At 64.7% G+C, this 17254-nt stretch carries 19 protein-coding genes; 6 read left to right on the top strand and 13 right to left on the bottom strand.

The features are described from left to right. Positions 1-15: 15 nt before the first annotated feature. From GRI42_RS03540 to GRI42_RS03515, 6 genes are all read right to left on the bottom strand, one after another. On the bottom strand, positions 16-345 hold the full coding sequence (locus GRI42_RS03540; protein ID WP_160606978.1) for a hypothetical protein: 330 nt from the start codon (positions 343-345) through the stop codon (positions 16-18). Between the two features lie 30 nt (positions 346-375). Next, positions 376-855: a glutathione peroxidase gene (locus GRI42_RS03535; RefSeq protein ID WP_160606977.1), complete on the bottom strand. Its 480-nt coding sequence runs from the start codon at positions 853-855 to the stop codon at positions 376-378. Beyond that, on the bottom strand, positions 852-1370 hold the full coding sequence (locus GRI42_RS03530; RefSeq protein ID WP_160606976.1) for a hypothetical protein: 519 nt from the start codon (positions 1368-1370) through the stop codon (positions 852-854). Before GRI42_RS03530 ends, GRI42_RS03535 begins: the two co-directional genes overlap by 4 nt. Positions 1371-1448: 78 nt before the next feature. Then, positions 1449-1727, bottom strand: a complete 279-nt coding sequence (locus tag GRI42_RS03525; RefSeq protein ID WP_160606975.1) for a hypothetical protein — start codon at positions 1725-1727, stop codon at positions 1449-1451. Between the two features lie 47 nt (positions 1728-1774). After that, a complete protein-coding gene (locus tag GRI42_RS03520) occupies positions 1775-2449 on the bottom strand; it encodes an ABC transporter ATP-binding protein (RefSeq protein WP_160606974.1) in 675 nt (224 codons plus the stop codon). Continuing rightward, positions 2442-3683, bottom strand: a complete 1242-nt coding sequence (locus tag GRI42_RS03515) for a lipoprotein-releasing ABC transporter permease subunit (protein ID WP_160606972.1) — start codon at positions 3681-3683, stop codon at positions 2442-2444. The genes GRI42_RS03520 and GRI42_RS03515 overlap by 8 nt, the downstream gene beginning before the upstream one ends. A 168-nt stretch (positions 3684-3851) precedes the next feature. On the opposite strand from GRI42_RS03515, the gene purF reads away from it, so the two are divergent. From purF to GRI42_RS03500, 3 genes are all read left to right on the top strand, one after another. Further along, entirely contained in the window at positions 3852-5339 is a 1488-nt protein-coding gene (purF, locus tag GRI42_RS03510) for an amidophosphoribosyltransferase (protein ID WP_160606970.1), read from the top strand. Position 5340: 1 nt separating this feature from the next. After that, a complete protein-coding gene (locus GRI42_RS03505) occupies positions 5341-6051 on the top strand; it encodes an SDR family NAD(P)-dependent oxidoreductase (protein ID WP_160606968.1) in 711 nt (236 codons plus the stop codon). A gap of 118 nt (positions 6052-6169) precedes the next feature. Continuing rightward, complete coding sequence (locus tag GRI42_RS03500; RefSeq protein WP_160606966.1) at positions 6170-6517, top strand: PilZ domain-containing protein; 348 nt, start codon at positions 6170-6172, stop codon at positions 6515-6517. Positions 6518-6645: 128 nt separating this feature from the next. Here the strand turns inward: GRI42_RS03500 and GRI42_RS03495 are convergent, their stop codons facing one another. Genes GRI42_RS03495 through GRI42_RS03480 form a run of 4 tightly spaced genes read right to left on the bottom strand, consistent with a single transcriptional unit; the run spans position 6646 to position 11447 of the window. Continuing rightward, positions 6646-7851 (bottom strand): serine hydrolase domain-containing protein, encoded by a 1206-nt coding sequence (locus GRI42_RS03495; protein WP_234033813.1) that lies wholly within the window; start codon positions 7849-7851, stop codon positions 6646-6648. Next, positions 7848-9098 carry an SAM-dependent methyltransferase gene (locus GRI42_RS03490; protein ID WP_160606964.1) on the bottom strand — a complete coding sequence of 417 codons (1251 nt, stop codon included), beginning with the start codon at positions 9096-9098 and terminating at the stop codon, positions 7848-7850. The genes GRI42_RS03495 and GRI42_RS03490 overlap by 4 nt, the downstream gene beginning before the upstream one ends. Before the next feature lie 41 nt (positions 9099-9139). Further along, positions 9140-10534, bottom strand: coding sequence for a cryptochrome/photolyase family protein (locus tag GRI42_RS03485; protein ID WP_160606962.1), 1395 nt, complete (start codon positions 10532-10534; stop codon positions 9140-9142). Between the two features lie 28 nt (positions 10535-10562). Further along, positions 10563-11447 (bottom strand): metal-dependent hydrolase, encoded by an 885-nt coding sequence (locus GRI42_RS03480; protein WP_234033971.1) that lies wholly within the window; start codon positions 11445-11447, stop codon positions 10563-10565. Between the two features lie 120 nt (positions 11448-11567). Between GRI42_RS03480 and GRI42_RS03475 the strand changes: the two genes are divergently transcribed. Next, a complete protein-coding gene (locus GRI42_RS03475; protein WP_160606960.1) occupies positions 11568-12281 on the top strand; it encodes a phosphatase PAP2 family protein in 714 nt (237 codons plus the stop codon). Here GRI42_RS03475 and GRI42_RS03470 read toward each other — a convergent pair whose 3' ends face one another. From GRI42_RS03470 to GRI42_RS03460, 3 genes are read right to left on the bottom strand one after another with little or no spacing between them, the layout of a single operon-like run. Next, positions 12282-13316 (bottom strand): 2-oxoacid:ferredoxin oxidoreductase subunit beta, encoded by a 1035-nt coding sequence (locus GRI42_RS03470; RefSeq protein WP_160606958.1) that lies wholly within the window; start codon positions 13314-13316, stop codon positions 12282-12284. It lies immediately after the preceding gene. Between the two features lies 1 nt (position 13317). Beyond that, positions 13318-13656 (bottom strand): hypothetical protein, encoded by a 339-nt coding sequence (locus tag GRI42_RS03465; protein ID WP_160606956.1) that lies wholly within the window; start codon positions 13654-13656, stop codon positions 13318-13320. 59 nt (positions 13657-13715) lie between these two features. Beyond that, entirely contained in the window at positions 13716-15656 is a 1941-nt protein-coding gene (locus GRI42_RS03460; protein WP_160606954.1) for a 2-oxoacid:acceptor oxidoreductase subunit alpha, read from the bottom strand. Positions 15657-15830: 174 nt separating this feature from the next. Here GRI42_RS03460 and GRI42_RS03455 point away from each other — a divergent pair, with 174 nt between their 5' ends. Continuing rightward, positions 15831-16781 carry an alpha/beta hydrolase gene (locus tag GRI42_RS03455; RefSeq protein ID WP_160606952.1) on the top strand — a complete coding sequence of 317 codons (951 nt, stop codon included), beginning with the start codon at positions 15831-15833 and terminating at the stop codon, positions 16779-16781. Between the two features lie 32 nt (positions 16782-16813). Further along, entirely contained in the window at positions 16814-17251 is a 438-nt protein-coding gene (locus GRI42_RS03450; RefSeq protein WP_199800481.1) for an RNA pyrophosphohydrolase, read from the top strand. Positions 17252-17254: the final 3 nt, after the last annotated feature.

Here is a 17254-nt window from a genome sequence, read left to right as displayed (position 1 = left end):
AGACAGTGGAGAAAATCAGTCGTCCGAAATCGCCGCGATCTTGCGCCGCGCATCGCGGATGGTCGACCACGCCCCATAGGCGATGAGCACGCCGAGGAAGATCCACACCCAGACCGGGATATTGCGCCCCGCAATGGCCAGGTAGAGGTAGGCCGAAACGAAGCAGAAGCCCGCGCACAGCGTCGGCACGACGGTCGACCGCTTGGCCCGCGCCCGCTTCACCAGCCACGTCATCGAGGCGAGGAAGAAAGGGATCGCCCCCACATAGATCGCGCCGAAGATGTACGGGTTCACGCCGTATTCGGCGCCGAGCGAGAGGAACCACTGGTTGAGATCGGCTAGCATGGTGGTGACTTCGTCCCGGCGCGGCTGAGGTTACAGGAGCTTTTCGATATCCTTGGCGATGGCCTTGGGCGCATCGTTGGGACCGTAACGCTTCACCACATTGCCATCGCGATCGATGAGGAACTTGGTGAAGTTCCACTTGATCGATTTCGACCCCATCAGGCCCGGCTTCTCGTTCTTCATCCAGTCGAACAGCGGGCTGGCACTGTCGCCATTCACATCGACCTTCGCCATCAGCGGGAAGGTCAGGCCGAAATTGACCTTGCAGAACTGCTCGATCTCGTCGGCATCGCCCGGTTCCTGGTTGCCGAACTGGTTGCAGGGGAAGGCCATGACCTCGAAGCCTTTGTCGCCGTAGTCCTGATACAGCTTTTCCAGCCCGTCGTACTGGGGTGTGAAACCGCACTTGCTGGCGGTGTTGACGACCAGCAGCACCTTGCCGAGCTTTTCCGACAGATCGACCTCGCGGCCCTTGTTGTCGGCAACGGTGAAATCGGCGATCGTGGTCATTCGGCTGTGTCCTTGCGGCGGTAGATGAAGTCGAAACTGTCGCTCCAGCTTCGACCGTGATCGCTGCTGGCCTGCCCGTATTGCCGGACCGAGCCGTCGCCTTGCACCGAGTAGGTCATGCGCACAAGCTGCGAATTGCCTGCTGCATCCTGCCCCCAATAGCCGGTCAGGACCATCTTCCCCTCCACGGGTCCGCCGTCGAAGAACACGCGGCCCGGCGTGCCGCCGACCCATAGCTGGTGCCAGTTGCCGGTCGCAGGGTCATAGGCGGACAGGCTGGTTCCGTGCCGCCCGCGATAGGGCATCCAGGTTTCGCGGATCGCGCAGCCAGCGCTCACCTTCTCGATGCGGCTGTCGGCCACGGCGTCTCCGCCTGCGGCAGGCGTTACCACCCACTCACCGACCCAGAAGTCGAAGGCCTCGTATTCCGCGCCCTCGCACGATGGCGGGGGTGACGGCGGCGTGCCAGCACTCGCAGCTTGGGCAACCATCAAGGCAATCGATGTAGAGAACATGGCTCATCCCTCCTGCAAGAAGGGTTGCACAGGCGCCATGCTCGCCCAAGCCCCGTTCGATAGAGAGGCGACGGTGCGCTACGAGCGCGGGAAATCGTCGCGGCGCGAGAGGCTGGCGATTTCCTCCGTGTGGAATTCGCGGTCGCCGGCCTTCTCGATGTAGTAATTGGCCCGTTCGCCTTCAGGCATCAGCATGACGTGCTCGATCAGTTCGGCAAAAGTTCCACTACGCAGGCTCTTCGCATCGTCGAGCACGCCGTCGCCATCGCCGGTACGGTGCAAGGTCGCGCGGTCATCCCACTGGATTCCCTCGCGATTTGTGTTTTCAGCCTTATAAGTGCTGGGATGGTCGGTCATGGCAAATCTCCTTGCCCGACCAACGCTCGAAACGCCGTGCGGGTCCGCTATTCCAGCACGCCGTCGTGCAGGCGGACCACTCGGTCCATCCGGCTTGCGAGGCGCTCGTTATGCGTGGCGACCAGCGCCGCACTGCCCTCTCCCCTCACCAGCGCGAGGAACTGCTCGAGAACCTTGTCCGAGGTCGCCTCGTCGAGGTTGCCCGTGGGTTCGTCGGCCAGCACCAGCGCAGGCCGGTTGGCGAGCCCGCGGGCGACTGCCACGCGCTGCTGTTCGCCGCCCGAAAGCTGGCTCGGGCGGTGCGTCAGGCGGTGCCCGAGGCCGAGCGCGCGCAGGAGTTCCTCCGCCCTCGCCTCCGCCTCTCCGCGCGGCTTGCCTGCAACCAGCTGCGGCAGGACGACGTTCTCGCGCGCGTCGAAATCGGGAAGAAGGTGGTGGAACTGGTAAACGAAGCCCAGGTGGTTGCGGCGCAGCGTCGTGCGCGCATTGGCATCGGATTTCTCCGCCGAATGGCCGGCAATCACGATTTCGCCGCCGAACCCGCCTTCGAGCAGGCCCACGGCCTGAAGCATGGTCGACTTGCCCGAACCCGACGGGCCGAGCAGCGCCACGATCTCGCCGGGCATGACGCGCAGGTTCACGCCGCGCAGCACGTCGATCCGCTCGCCGCCCTGCTCGAAACTGCGGGTCAGGCCCCTGAGTTCGACGACCGGACTATTCATAGCGAAGCACCTGTACCGGATCCGTGCTGGCAGCCTTGAGCGCCGGATAAAGCGTGGCGAGGAAGCTCATCACCAGCGCAAGGCCCACGATCATGGCGATTTCGACCGGATCGGGTTTCGACGGGATCGTGCTGAGGAAGCGGACCTGCGGGTCCCAGAGGTCGGCGCCGGTCAGCCAGCTGATCGCCGACACGATCTGTTCGCGGAAGCCCAGCACCAGCGCGCCGAGGATGAGGCCCGCGATCGTGCCCAGGGCGCCCACGGTGAAACCGGTGGTCACGAAAATCTTGGTCAGGCTGCGCCGCGTCGCGCCCATAGTGCGCATGATGGCAATGTCGCGCGTCTTGGCACGGACCAGCATCACGAGGCTCGAAAGGATATTGAAAGCAGCCACCAGGACCATGAAACTCAAGGCAAATGCCATGGCGGCGCGTTCCACCTGCAGCGCCTCGAACAGGGTCGCGTTGATGGTCTTCCAGGTCTGGATGACCGCCCGCCCGGCAAGCTGCGCCTGCACGGGCTCGAGGATTTCTTCGACCTCGTCCGGATCGGTCACCTTCACCTCGATCATGCCGACCTTGTCGCCGATCAGGAGCAGGGTCTGCGCGTCCTGCATCGGCATGACGACGAAGGCGCCGTCATAGTCGTAGATGCCGATTTCGAAGATCGCCCCGATTTCGTAACCGATCTGGCGCGGCACGGTGCCGAACGGCGTCGAACGGCCCTGCGGATTGATGACCGTGATCGTGTCGCCCACCCGCGCGCCGATGTTCTCCGCAAGCCGCGCACCGATCGCGACCTTGCCCGAACCGGGCTGGAGCGAATCCATGTTCCCGCCGAGCGTCTTTTCGCCCAGTTCGCGAATGTCCTGCGCCGTATTGCCGCGCAGCAGGATCGCCTCCGCCCTGCCATTGAAGGTCACCAGCAGCGGCTGTTCGATCAGCGGGCTGGCTTCCACCACGCCGGGCGTCTGTCGGGTTTCCTGGAGGATTTCCTCCCAGTCTTCCATCGGTCCGCCATAGGCCTGGATGATGGCGTGCCCGTTGAGGCCGACGATCTTGTCGAGCAGTTCGGCGCGGAACCCGTTCATCACGCTCATCACGATCACCAGCATGGCGACCGACAGCATGACGACGGTAATGGATATGCCCGCGACCAGCGCGATGAACGCCTCGCTCCTGCCGGGAAGCAGGTAGCGCTTGGCGATGGTCCGTTCGAAGGGAGAGAGGATCAAGGCGGCTCTTGTCTGTCGTTGTCCGTTGCCTGCCGCGTTTAGGCAGGGATTGCTGGCCGTGCAATGAATTGCCGCATCCGGTCCACCGTTACCGCCGTCATCGCCCTTGTAATCGGGGCGTAACATCGCCATTGGACCGCCATCGGTTGGCAGCGCGGACAGCACCCTGTGAATACGCCCCTTGGGAACCTCACCCACCCTTTCCTCGACGAGGATGGCGACAAGCTGCGTGAGGAATGCGGCGTGTTCGGCGTCATCAACGCTGCCGATGCATCGGCGGCCACCGCGCTTGGCCTCCACGCGCTCCAGCACCGCGGGCAGGAAGCTGCCGGGATCGTCGCCTGGGACGGCGCCGAATTCCGCGCCCGCCGCGGCCTCGGCCATGTCGCCGAGAATTTCTCTTCCGCCGACGCCATCGCCGAACTGCCCGGCCACATGGCTGCGGGCCACGTGCGCTATTCGACCACCGGCGGCGCAGGCCTGCGCAATGTGCAGCCGCTCTATGCCGACCTTGCCAGCGGCGGTTTCGCCGTCGCGCACAACGGCAATATCTCGAACGCGGGCACGCTGCGCGAGGAACTGGTCCAGCGCGGCGCGATCTTCCAGTCGACCTCCGACACCGAAGTCATCATCCACCTCGTCGCCACCAGCCGTTACCCGACCATCGTTGACCGTCTGGTGGATGCGCTGCGCCTGCTCGAAGGTGCCTATGCGCTGATCGTGATGACGCCCGAAGGCATGATCGCCTGCCGCGACCCGCTCGGCATCCGTCCGCTCGTGATGGGCCGCATCGGCGATGCGACCGCGTTTGCCAGCGAAAGCGTCGCCTTCGACGTGGTCGGCGCGGAAATGATCCGCGAGGTCGAACCGGGCGAGCTGATCAAGGTCGATTACGACGGCAATATCGATTCGATCCATCCGTTCGGCACGCACCGCGCGCGCCCGTGCATCTTCGAACACGTCTATTTCAGCCGTCCCGACAGCTTCTTTGCCGGCCGCAGCGTCTACGAGGCGCGCAAAGCCATCGGCGCCGAACTGGCCAAGGAAAAGCCGGTCGAGGCCGATCTGGTCGTGCCCGTGCCCGACAGCGGCGTTCCGGCGGCCATAGGCTATGCGCAGGCGTCGGGCATCCCGTTCGAACTGGGCATCATCCGCTCGCACTATGTCGGGCGCACCTTCATCCAGCCGTCCGACGGCGCGCGCCATGCAGGCGTGAAGCGCAAGCACAATGCCAACCGCATGCTGGTGGAAGGTAAGCGCATCGTCCTGATCGACGATTCGATCGTGCGCGGCACAACCTCGATGCAGATCGTCGAGATGATGCGCGATGCAGGCGCCAAGGAAGTGCACTTCCGCGTCGCCAGCCCGCCGACGGCTTACAGCTGCTTCTACGGCGTCGACACGCCCGAACGGTCCAAGCTGCTGGCCGCGCGCATGGATCTCGAACCGATGCGCGAATTCATCAAGGCGGACAGCCTCGCCTTCGTATCCATCGACGGCCTTTACCGCGCGGTCGGCGAAAAGCCGCGCAAGAAGGAATGCCCGCAATTCTGCGACGCCTGCTTCACCGGCGATTATCCCACCTCGCTGACCGACCTCGCCAAGCGCGAGGACAAGCAGAAGCAGCTCGCCTTTCCGGTAAACAAGGTCGCCTGACATGACGAAACCGCTCGAGGGTAAACTCGCCCTGGTCACGGGTGCGAGCAAGGGCATCGGCGCGGCCAGCGCCGTCGCGCTCGCCGAAGCAGGCGCGCATGTGGTCCTCACCGGCCGCGACGTGCGCGCGCTGGAGGCGGTGGAAGACCGCATCCACGAAACCGGCGGCCAGTCCACCATTGCCCCTGTCGACCTTGCCGAAAGCGACGGCATCGCCCGCCTCGCCTCCGCCATTGCCGGACGCTGGGACAAGCTGGATATCCTCGTAATTTCAGCAGCCTATCTGCCGACCCTTACACCGGTTACGCAGATCGACGGCAAGCAGTTCAGCCAGGCGATGACCATCAACGTGCTGGCGACGCAGGCACTGCTGGCCAATTTCGACCCGCTGCTGAAGCGGGCCGATGCCGGCCGCGTGATCGGCCTGACCAGCAGCGTCGGCGAAACCCCCCGCGCCTATTGGTCCGCCTATGGTTCGACCAAGGCGGCGTTCGACAATCTGCTCGATTCCTATGCGCAGGAGGTCGAAAAGATTTCCGGCGTCCGCGTGTCCATCGTCGATCCGGGCGCGACCCGCACCGCAATGCGCGCCAAGGCCTATCCCGGCGAAGACCCGCAGACGGTCAAACCGCCCGAAGCCGTGGGCGAGCGCCTGGTCGAGCTGCTTGTTAACGATTTCACGACCCGTCACCGAGAGCGGATCGAAAGCTAGGTTAACCACATCCGGCGAAACTTCCGTAATCCTGCTGAGAGAGATTCCGACAGATAACCCGCGCGCGTTTTTACCCGGGCGTGCCCTTCGGATTTCAGTCTCAAGCAAGGTGCCGGATATGAGCTACCAGACCCAGGATCGCTACACTGTCGCAGCACAGGAGGACCGGTGCGCGCCGCGTACCAAGCTGACCATTCCCGGCCAGCTGCGCGCCAGCGGCGGACGCGCCTTCCAGACGGTGGTCCACGATCTGTCGATCTCCGGCTTTTCGGCAGCGGCGATCAACCGCATGCACGAAGGCCAGATGTGCTGGCTCACCCTCCCCGGCCTCGAATCGCTGCAGGCGCAGGTCGTGTGGTGGGAAAACTGCATGGTCGGCTGCGCGTTCAGCGAGCTGCTGAGCCCGATCGTCCACGACAACATCCTCGCCCGTTACAGCGGCGAAGGTGCCTACCGCCCTTACTGACGGCCTACGGGAAGGCGACAAGACCGACGCATTGGCGGCGACCTCTGGGCGCTGGCCTGAACCCTCGTCCGGTATCGTCGTCGGTGGCGGTGTGCCTTCGCGGCCTCCGCCACCACTCGTAAGGCGGCCTAGTCCGCCCCTTCCGACAGCTTTGCGACCAGTGCCTGCGCCTTGGCGCGGTTTTCGCTGCTGGTCGCGGTCGGCCAGTTGCTGACCACGGCGACGACGAGCTTCTTTTCGGGCACGATGGTGATTGCCTGCCCGAAGATGCCCTGCGCCCCGTAATTGCCGCCCGGATAGGCCCACCACTGGTAGCCATAGCCGAAGCCCGGCGCGCGCGGCGCGAAGGAGACTTGCGGCGCGCCAGCCTCGGCGAACCAGCCCTCCGGTACCACGCCGTCACCGCCTTCGAGCACGAACTGGCCGAAGCGGGCATAGTCGGACAGCCGCAGCGACAGGCAGCAGCCGCCGATATTCCCGCCGGTGAGGTCCTGCATCCAGAACAATCCGCCGGCAAAGCCCGCCGGATCGACGATCTTCTCCGCCGAATAGGCCGCGAGCGACTTACCCGTCGCTTCCTCCACGATCAGGCCGAGGAGATTGGTCTCCAGCGTCTTGTAGACCCATTTCTGGCCCGCCGGCGCCTCGCGCTTCAAAGTGCGGGCATAGGTGACGGCCTGCGATTCGCCTTCGACCGGCGCGATGGCGAGCATCTTGGCCACGTCGCTGTCGGGATCAGTGTAATCCTCGTTCCACGCAACGCCCGAAGTCATCATGGCGATCTGGCCGACCGTGACGCCGTCATAGGCCGTGCCTGCCAGTGCCGGGATGATCGCGGTCACGGGCGTATCGACGCTCTCGATATGCCCGTCCTGGATTGCTGCGCCCAGCAGGGTCGAGGTAAAACTCTTGGCGACCGAGAAGCTGGTCCAGCGGTCGTTGGAGTCTAGGCCCATCGCGTAGTCTTCGAAGCGGACCTTGCCGTCCTGCAGCACCATCACGCCTGAAGCCGAAGTCTCGGCCATGAAGGTGCGCACAGCAGCTTCCTGATCCGCGCCCAGCGCCTTTCCGGCGGGAAGGTGACGGGTCTGCGATGCCGGAGCGACTTCCAGCCCGGGGAACATCGTCTCCATGCTGCGGAAGGCGGCGGATCGGCGCGCATCGTTCCAGAACAGGATCGAATCGGACGGGTCGAGGCTCGCCATCTGGGCCGGGGTCGACTGCGTCACCGCAGGCGCCGAATGCACGTGTACCGTCTGCGTTGCATCGTAGCTTGCGGCGCATCCGCACAGCGCGATGGCCGTCATCGATGCAAGAACCGAACGAATCCTCATTTGCCCTCTCCCTCTTTCACCAGCGTGACCTGGTGGACATCGATTCCGCCGCCGCGGAATCCCCCTTCGCAATACATCAGGTAATAGCGCCACAGATTGCAGAACCGCACGTCGAAGCCGGGCGGCAGCTCGCCTGCCTGCTCGGCATGGTCGAACCGCTCGCGCCAGATGCGCAGCGTTTCGGCATAGTCGAGCGCGAAATCGGCTTGGTCCTGCCATGCAAGGCCCCGCTCTTCGGCCAGGCGGCGGAATTCGCTGGTGCGGATCAGCAGCCCTCCCGGAAAGACATAGGCCTGGATGAAATCCGCGCTCTTCGCATACTCGTCGAACAGCTCGTCGCGCATAGAGATATACTGGATCGCCGCGCGTCCGCCCGGTTTCAGGTTGCGCGCAATGCAGTCCATGAAGGTCGGCCAGTATTCGCGCCCCAGCGCCTCGACCATCTCGACGCTGACAATGGCGTCGTAGCGGCCTGCCGTATCGCGGTAGTCCTGCTTGCGGAAATCGACGGCGGCACTGTGGCGCGCCCTTGCCCAGGACAGCTGTTCGTCGGACAGGCTTATCGCCGTGACGTCACTGCCCCGCGACGCGAAAAAGTCCGCCAGCGCGCCCCAGCCGCAGCCGATTTCGAGCAGCGAGGCGGGATCGCCGAGGCGTGACGCCAGCGCGTCCCACTTGCGCCGCTGCGCCGCCTCGAGGCCGTCATCTCGCACATCGAGCGCGGAGGAATAGCTCATCGTCGGATCGAGCCATGCGGCGTAGAAATCATTGCCGAGGTCGTAATGCGCCGAGATGTTCTTCTGCGCGCCCTCGTGCGTGTTGCGGTTGAACAGGTGGGCGAGCTTGAGCCCGTGGCGGAAAGGCCCCTTGGCGCGCGCCGTATCGCCCAGCCGCGCGGCGTGCTGCATGAACAGCGCAAAGAGCGGGACGGGATCGGGACTCCACCATTCGCCCGTCTCCCACGCCTGGTACCAGCCGACCGAGCCGTTGCTGGCAAGGCGCACCAGCGCGTTCCAGCTGCGCAGCTCGACCGCGCATTCGAAACCTTCTGCGCGGCCGCCGAGCGTGCGCGTGTTACCGTCGGGCAGCGTCGCATGGATCGTGCCCGAAACCAGCGCCGTGTCGATGCGGTCGAGGATCTTGCCGAAGCCGGGGGCGACCAGCCGCGCAAGGAGGCCGGGTTTGCGAGCAAAGGGCCGTGCGCCTTCGATGAGGTCCCGTCCGCGCTGGCTGGTAGGCATGTCCATGCCCCGCGCTATGGCGCGCAGCCGCGCCTGCGACAAGTCCGCTACGACTTGGCCGACTTGTAGGCCTCCAGCGCCCGCTCGCGCGCTTCCTTGTGGCCGATCATCTTCTTCGGATACTTGCCGCGCTTGTGGTCCGGCGGATCATGGATTTCGGCATCGGACAGCCGCGCCAGCTCCGGCACGTATTCGCGGATGTATCCCGCCGCATCGAACTTCTCGCTCTGGGTGAGCGGCGCCATGATGCGCACGAACATGTTGCTGTCGACGCCCGTGCCGCTGATCCACTGCCAATTGACGCCGTTATTGCCGTAATCGGCATCGACGAGGCAGTCCCAGAACCATTGTTCGCCAAAGCGCCAGTCGATCAGCAGGTGCTTCACGAGGAAACTTGCCGCGATCATCCGCACGCGGTTGTGTATCCAGCCGGTCTGCCACAGCTGCCGCATTCCCGCATCGACCACCGGATAGCCCGTCATGCCGCGCTGCCAGCATTCCAGGTCCTCGCGGATCAGGTGCCCGGCATCGGGATTGCGCCACAGCTTGCGCTCGTCATAGTCGCGGTAGCTTGTCCGCGGATAGTCGGGGAACTGGTCGATCACGTTCTGCGCATAATCGCGCCAGATGATCTCCTTGCCGAAGGTCCTCCACCCGTCGGAGCGCTTGTCCTTGAGCTTGTGCCAGACCTGCGCGGGGCTCAGCTCGCCCCAGTGGAGATGCGGCGACAGGCGCGAGGTGATGTCTTCCGAAGGCAGGTTGCGCCCCTCGTCATAGTCGGCAACGCGGTCCGCCCACCAGTCGAGCCGGTCATGCGCCGCCGCCTCGCCGACCTCCCAGAACGCGCGGAAACCGCCCGCCCAGTCGGGCCTGGTCGGCAGCAGGTCCCAGGCTTCCAGAGCGTCGCTGTCGGGCCATGCATCGGGCGAATGGATGGTCTCCGGCTCGCCCAGCACATCGCGCGGGGGCATGTGTTCGAGCAGCGCCTTCGAAAACGGCGTGTAGATCTTGTAAGGGTCGCCCGACCCGGTCGTCACGCTACCCGGCGGCATCAGGTAATTCCCGTCGTAGAGGCACAGCTTGCGCCCCTCGCCCAGCGCATCGCGAAGTTCGTCCTCCGCCTCCTTCCACCAGGGTTCGTAATGGCGGATGGCGTGGATGCAGCTCACACCCGTCTCGTCGGCGAGCGCAGCCAGCACCTGCGGCGCATCGCCCTTTCGCAGCACGATCCGCGATTTGCGAGCGCCCAGTGAACGGCCGAGCGATTCCAGCGAATGGTGCAGCCACCAGCGCGACGCGCCGCCATAGGCGTGGTCGCCCGCCCGCTCGTCGTCGAGGACATAGACAGGGATGACCGGCCCGGCCTTGGCCGCGGCATGAAGCGCTGGCTGGTCGGCCATGCGCAAGTCGCGCCGCAACCAGACGATCTGTGGTGAACTCATGGAAACCCCTTTTGCGAGGGGAACGAGGTCACTGCGCCCTCGGTTCCGTGCGAATTCCCGGACAGGCATCGGAGGGCAATTGCACTTCGAAGCGCCCGCTGGCGCGAGGGTCGGAGAAGCGGGCATCCTGCAGCCACAGCGTGCCGTCTTCGCGGGGCACGATATAGGGCGTGCGCGACCAGAACAGGAAGGAGCGGACCTGCGAATTGAACGTGTAGGGCGTCATCAGGTCGCACCGGTTGAGCGGTACGCCTGGCAAGCTAGTATCCTCACCCAGAGTGTAGAGCCCGTTGCCGCCGGAGATCATCTCGCGTTGCCAGAACCAGAACGGCACCGGGCTGGCGATGACGATATCGGTACCGGTGGGGCTTTCGCGCAGCTCGGCCTCCGCCTGCCGTGTGATCGCATGGTTCACGCCGATATAGGCGAGCATGGCGGCAAGCGCGGCCCTAGCCGGGCCTTGCCATGCGCCGCCGCGCTTCTCGCGCCGGAGGGAAAACCACGTCGCAAAGCCCAGCAGCGCCCACAGCCACAAATCGATAATGAACAGCGTGTCGCCATAGAACCAGCGCGAGGAAAACGGCTCCAGCAGGCGGATGCCGTAGACGTTCATCCAGTCGAGCGCAGGATGGGTCAGGCACCCGATCAGGCTGACGAGATAGAGCCATTTGAAATCGACCGGCAGCCGACCTTGCGGCCGCGTGCCGCGCTTCGCCTGCCAGCGATCGTATCCGTAAAGCAGGCCGGCCAGCAGCAGGGGGAGCAGCACCAGGGCAGGCGGCCCATGGGTAATGCCGCGACGGAAGCCGAGATGCTCGACTCCCTCCAGCCAGAAGAAACACGCCGCATCCACATCGGGCAGGTTCGCCCCGATGATCAGCGCAGGCATCGCCAGCCCGGTTTTCTTCTTCAGCCCTGCCTGGCCGATCAGCGCACCGACCAGCGAATGGGTAAGATTGTCCAGGCGACCTCTCCTTCGTGGAAATATCCGCAGCTTCGCTCGTTGCCGTCGGGTCGTCCTAGAGGAATTCCCGTGCAGCTTTCCAGCCTGAAGACATACATCCACCGCGAACAAAAGCTCCTCATAGGCCTTGCGCTTGGCGCGGCGCTGACGGCAGGCTTCATCAGCCTTGCCGACGAGATGGCCGAAGGCGAGACGAAGGCCTTCGACACAGGGTTCCTGCGGGGGCTGCGCACGCCCGGCGACCTGTCGATACCGATCGGTCCGGACTGGCTGCTGCCTGCCATGCGCGACCTGACGGCCTTGGGGGGGGTGACCGTGCTGACGCTGGTGTCCGCGCTTGCGGTCGCTTTCCTGCTGACGCGCGGTCGCGTGAGGCAGGCGTTCTACACCGCGCTTGCCACTGGCGGCGGCGCGCTGTTCGGGGCGCTGCTGAAGGCGCTATTCGCCCGCGCGCGGCCCGAAGCGGTGCCGCATCTGGTGGAAGTCAACTCGCTCAGTTTTCCGAGCGGCCATTCGATGAACAGCGCGATCATCTATCTCACGCTTGCCGTGATGATTTCCCGCAGTTTCGAGGAACGCCGGACGCGGCTTTTCATAATCGGCGTGGCGGCGCTGCTGGTGCTGACCATCGGCTTCACCCGCCTCTATCTCGGCGTACACTATCCCACCGACGTGCTCGGCGGGTGGACCGTAGGTGCGGCATGGGCGCTCGCCATGGGCCTAGTGGCGACCAGGCTTCAGGACAGGCGGAAGATGGAACAGCCGGGCAAGGACCCGGCCTGATCAGACCGGATCCTGCGCCGTGCCGCTGACCGTCCAGGTCTGGCCCTTGCCCAGCAGCTTGGCGAGATTGGCTTCCTTGCCCGCGCTCGCCTGCTCACGCTCTGCGATCACCGCGCTTTCGAAAGTCGGGCGCGGATCGTCGTAAAGCACGCCGAGAGCCATCGGGAACGGGCCGAACGGCATTTCGACCAGCATGTGCGCGATCGAGCGGTTGGTAACGTCGTGGACGATCACGCCTGCCGCTTCCCAGTCGCCATCGACCACGTCAACCACGTCCAGCGTCAGCTTCTCCCGGTCGAGCGTGATGCCCTTGGTATCGCCGGCAAACAGCATGGGCTTGCCGTTTTCGAGCCAGAGCTGGCGGTCTTCGGCACCCTTGGGCGCGGCGAAATCGTCGAACACGTCCTTGTTGTAGACGATGCAGTTCTGGAAAATCTCGATGAAGGCCGCGCCCTGGTGGGCATGGGCCGCCATCAGCACGTCGGGCAGGTTCTTCGACACGTCGAACCCGCGGCCGACGAAGCGGGCCCCTGCACCCAGCGCGAAGGCAGCCGGACGGGCGGGATGGTCGACGCTGCCCAGCGGGGTCGAAGGCGACTTGGTACCTTCGCGGCTAGTGGGCGAGTACTGGCCTTTGGTAAGGCCGTAGATCTCGTTGTTGAACAGCATGATCTGCATGTTCACGTTACGGCGCAGCACGTGCATCAGGTGGTTGCCGCCGATGGAAAGGCCGTCGCCGTCACCGGTCACCAGCCAGATGTCGAGATCGGGATTGGCTAGCTTCGCCCCCGTCGCGAACGCGGGCGCGCGGCCGTGGATCGTGTGGAAGCCGTAGGTTTCCATGTAATAGGGGAACCGGCTCGAACAGCCGATACCGCTGATGAAACAGGTGTTGGCCGGGTTCGCGCCAAGCTGCGGCAGCGTGCGCTGCACCGCCTTGAGAATGGCATAGTCGCCGCAACCGGGGCACCAGCGTACCTCCTGGTCGGTTTCCCAGTCCTTGAGCGTGGTCTCGAATTTAGCGGGTGCGTTCATTTTAGATCGTTCCTGACTCGACTTCGGACTTCACCACAAAGAGAATTGTCGATGTTCCAAGTAGCGCTCCTGCCGACGCCGAAAGAAATGGGCTGGCCAGCAGGAACCCGCCAATTCCAATTGCAATCGTGAGGAGCACAATAATGACCATTGTCCTCGGGAAGCGTGTCACATGCTCCCTATAGGCAGACAAAAATTCCTCATCCGGTCTGACAACCGCATCGAACCACCGCCCTATGGCTGGTCGGAGTGCCAGTGAAAACATTGACGACGCTGCAAATGCAGCAGCTGCCGCCAGCGCCACTCCACCGCCGAGATTCTTTACCAGCAGCGCAGCCATTACTCCTAGGATCAGGACGGCTAAGGTGATGGTCTCAATCTTTCGAGATTGGTCCACTCTTAGCTCTCCGTGCTCGGAAGCTGCTGGTCGTTGGCGGGAACCTGCCCGCCTTCATTGCCGGGGACGCCGTCGAAGAACTTGGCGATCTCGGCTTCGAGTTCGGCGATCTGGAACGGCTGGCCACTGGTCTTGGTCAGCGGCTGGGCGTCGATCAGGTACTGGTCGCGCAGCACGGTCTTGAACTGGCCGGTGTTCATTTCCGGAACCAGTACGTGGTCGAAACCGCGCAGCAAATCGCCGAGGTTCTTCGGCAGCGGCCAGATGTGGCGCACGTGGATGTGGCTGACGTCGAGGCCCTGGCGGATCGAATTGTCGACCGCGCGGTGGATCGGGCCGAAGGTCGAACCCCAGCCGACCACGGCGAGCTTGCCCTTCGCATTGCCGAGGCAGACGTCCTGGTCGGGCACGGCAACGCCGTCGACCTTGCCCTTGCGCAGGTCGGTCATGCGCTGGTGGTTGTCAGGCGAATAGTCGATATTGCCGGTCAGCTCGTGCTTCTCGATTCCGCCGATGCGGTGCATCAGGCCGGGCGTGCCGGGCTTGATCCAGGGGCGTGCGCCCTTCTCGTCGCGCTTGTAGGGAAGCAGGCGGTCGCCGTCGTTCTTCTCTTCGAGGAACTTCGCCGGGAACGGCGTGTAGTCGGCCGGATCCGGCACCTTCCACGGCTCGGCGGCATTGGCGATGTAGCCGTCGGTCAGCAGCATGACGGGCGTCATGTACTCGACCGCGATGCGGCAGGCCTCGATCGCGACTTCGAACGCATCCGACGGGCTGCGGGCGGCGATGACCGGCATCGGCGCATCGCCGTTGCGGCCATAGACAGCCTGGTAGAGATCGCTCTGCTCGGTCTTGGTCGGCAGGCCCGTCGACGGACCGCCGCGCTGCGAATTGACGATCACCAACGGCAGCTCGGTCATGATGGCAAGGCCCATCGCCTCGCCCTTCAGCGCGATGCCGGGACCGGACGAGGAAGTGACGCCCAGCTGGCCGGCATAGCTCGCCCCGATGGCGGCGCAGATCGCGGCGATCTCGTCTTCCGCCTGGAAGGTCGTGACGCCGAATTCCTTGAGCCGGGCGAGGTGGTGCAAGATCGCGGATGCAGGCGTGATCGGGTAGCCGCCGAAGAACATCGGCAGTTCAGCCAATTGTGCGCCCGCAACGAGGCCCAGGCTGACCGCTTCGGCGCCGGTGACGGTGCGATAGAGGCCCGGCGCGCTGGGCACCGGATCGACATGGACCTGCTTCAGCGGCCCTGCCAGTTCGGCGGTTTCGCCATAGGCATGGCCGGCATCGAGCGCGGCGATGTTCGCATCGGCGATGTCGGGCTTCGACTTGAACTTGGCGCGCAGCCAGTCATGGATCGGCGCACGGTCGCGGTCGAACATCCACAGCGCAAGGCCGAGCGTCCACATGTTCTTGGACCGCAGCGCATCCTTGTTGCCGAGGCCGTAGGGCTTCACCGCCTCGATCGTCTTTTCGCTGATGTCGAAGGCCAGCACATCGTACTTGGCAAGGCTGCCGTCCTCGAGCGGGTTGGCATCGTAATGCGCCTTGTCGAGGTTGCGCTTGGTGAAGGCGCCGGTGTCGGCGATGATCAGCCCACCCGGCTTCAGCGCGGCGAGGTTCACCTTGAGCGCGGCCGGGTTCATCGCGACCAGCACATCGGGCGCGTCACCCGCCGTGTTGATTTCGCGGCTGCCGAAATTGATCTGGAAGGCCGAAACGCCGAACAGCGTACCCTGCGGAGCGCGGATTTCTGCCGGGAAGTCGGGGAACGTGGCGAGGTCGTTGCCCGCCAGCGCGGTCGACAGCGTGAACTGCCCCCCGGTGAGCTGCATGCCGTCACCGGAGTCGCCGGCGAACCGGACCACGATGGCTTCGGGGCTTGCGGGGATGCCGTCCTGCGGCGAGCCGACGCTATCGGGAGCGGCTGTTGCCATCCAATCTTATCCTTGTCGCGCGCCGCACCCGGCGGCGCTTTTCCGTTCGGAGCGGCACCTAGGAGCCGCCCCTTCCTCTCGCAATGAAGTTTCTCTGCTAGCGCCAAAAAGCCCGGTGGAAAAGCGCTGCCGACGCGCTAAGTCTCAATTCGAAACGAATGGGAGAGAATAGCGATGGCCGATACCGAACACTTCGTGCGCGACGACGTGCGTGGATTTCTCGACATGCTCGAGCAGATCGGCGGCAAGGGGGTCGAGGAAGTCGGCGCCGTGGAAGGCCGCAACCAGATGCGCGCCATGGGCCAGATCGCCGAAGCTCCCGCCCGCCCGATGGCCATTCGCAAGGACGTGACCTGCCCGGGACCGGCCGGCGACATCCCGCTGCGCTTCTACGATCCGCGCGACGGCCGCGAGCCCGGCCCCTGCGTGATCTTCATCCATGGCGGCGGCTTCGTGATCGGCGACCTCGAGGTATATGATTCGCTCTGCACCGAAATCGCACACCAGCTCGATTTGCCGGTCGTGTCGGTCGATTACCGGCTTGCGCCCGAGCACCCCTTCCCCGCCGCACCCGACGATTGCGAGGCGGCGGCGCGCTGGGTCGCGACCTCGCCTGCCGAACTGGGGCGCGAGATTACCGGCCTCGTCATCACCGGCGATAGCGCAGGCGGCAATCTGACGATCGTCACCACCAACCAGCTGGTCAACGAACCGGCCAAGGTGCCCGTGATCGTCCAGGCGCCGATCTATCCGGTGGCGAGCGACACCACGCACCACAGCTCGCTGCGCGATTTTGCCGAAGGTTTCCTGCTTACCCGCGCGGCCATGGCGTGGTTCACCGACCAGTATGGCGGCGATGCCGGCGACCCGCGGCACACCCCGATGGTCGGCGATTGCAGCAATACGCCTCCGACTGTGGTCTGCACCGCGGGGCTCGACCCGCTGCGCGATTCGGGCCGCGAATACGCCGCCCACCTGATCCAGCAGGGGACCGAGGTCGTCTATCTCGAGTTCCCCGGTATCATTCACGGCTTTACCACGCTGAGAAAGGCTATACCGAGCGGGCAGAAGGATCTCGATGCCTTCCTCGATGCAATCAAGCTGATGGTGGAGCGATACAGGTGAGCGAACTCGGCTACCGGCCCTGTGTGGGCGTGATGCTGGTCAATGGACACGGACGCGTTTTCGTGGGCCGGCGGATCGACAACAAGGAAGGTGACTGGTGGCAGATGCCGCAGGGCGGCGTCGACGAGGGCGAGGACCTTCACGAAGCGGCGCTGCGCGAACTGGCCGAAGAAACCGGCGCGCGCGCCGAACACGTGGCGATCATCGACCGGATGAAAGAGCCCGTGCGCTACGACCTGCCGGAAGAACTGATCGGCAAGCTGTGGGGCGGAAAGTATCGCGGACAGGAACAGGTCTGGTTCCTCGCCCGGTTTTCGGGCGAGGATGCCGACATCGACCTCGAAGCGCACGATCCGCCCGAATTCTGCGACTGGAAATGGGCCGAGCCCGACCAGCTGCCGGAGCTGATCGTACCGTTCAAGAAGCGGGTTTATCGCGCGGTGGTCGAAGCCTTCCGCGAGCTGGTCTGAGGG

The sequence above is a fragment of the Qipengyuania gaetbuli genome, from assembly GCF_009827315.1.
Classification (GTDB): Bacteria; Pseudomonadota; Alphaproteobacteria; order Sphingomonadales; family Sphingomonadaceae; genus Qipengyuania; species Qipengyuania gaetbuli.
The sequence above is the reverse complement of the archived record's forward strand: the minus strand, read 5'-3'. Positions and strand labels throughout refer to the sequence as shown.

Excerpts from the sequence above, each read along its gene's own strand:
- GRI42_RS03495 (WP_234033813.1), bottom strand. The coding sequence starts at position 7,851 with ATGAGGATTCGTTCGGTTCTTGCATCGATGACGGCCATCGCGCTGTGC.
- GRI42_RS03520 (WP_160606974.1), bottom strand. The coding sequence starts at position 2,449 with ATGAATAGTCCGGTCGTCGAACTCAGGGGCCTGACCCGCAGTTTCGAG.
- GRI42_RS03485 (WP_160606962.1), bottom strand. The coding sequence starts at position 10,534 with ATGAGTTCACCACAGATCGTCTGGTTGCGGCGCGACTTGCGCATGGCC.
- GRI42_RS03450 (WP_199800481.1), top strand. The coding sequence starts at position 16,814 with ATGCTGGTCAATGGACACGGACGCGTTTTCGTGGGCCGGCGGATCGAC.
- GRI42_RS03455 (WP_160606952.1), top strand. The coding sequence starts at position 15,831 with ATGGCCGATACCGAACACTTCGTGCGCGACGACGTGCGTGGATTTCTC.
- GRI42_RS03465 (WP_160606956.1), bottom strand. The coding sequence starts at position 13,656 with ATGGCTGCGCTGCTGGTAAAGAATCTCGGCGGTGGAGTGGCGCTGGCG.
- GRI42_RS03540 (WP_160606978.1), bottom strand. The coding sequence starts at position 345 with ATGCTAGCCGATCTCAACCAGTGGTTCCTCTCGCTCGGCGCCGAATAC.
- GRI42_RS03525 (WP_160606975.1), bottom strand. The coding sequence starts at position 1,727 with ATGACCGACCATCCCAGCACTTATAAGGCTGAAAACACAAATCGCGAG.
- GRI42_RS03470 (WP_160606958.1), bottom strand. The coding sequence starts at position 13,316 with ATGAACGCACCCGCTAAATTCGAGACCACGCTCAAGGACTGGGAAACC.
- GRI42_RS03490 (WP_160606964.1), bottom strand. The coding sequence starts at position 9,098 with ATGGACATGCCTACCAGCCAGCGCGGACGGGACCTCATCGAAGGCGCA.
- GRI42_RS03535 (WP_160606977.1), bottom strand. The coding sequence starts at position 855 with ATGACCACGATCGCCGATTTCACCGTTGCCGACAACAAGGGCCGCGAG.
- GRI42_RS03460 (WP_160606954.1), bottom strand. The coding sequence starts at position 15,656 with ATGGCAACAGCCGCTCCCGATAGCGTCGGCTCGCCGCAGGACGGCATC.
- GRI42_RS03530 (WP_160606976.1), bottom strand. The coding sequence starts at position 1,370 with ATGTTCTCTACATCGATTGCCTTGATGGTTGCCCAAGCTGCGAGTGCT.
- GRI42_RS03505 (WP_160606968.1), top strand. The coding sequence starts at position 5,341 with ATGACGAAACCGCTCGAGGGTAAACTCGCCCTGGTCACGGGTGCGAGC.
- GRI42_RS03500 (WP_160606966.1), top strand. The coding sequence starts at position 6,170 with ATGAGCTACCAGACCCAGGATCGCTACACTGTCGCAGCACAGGAGGAC.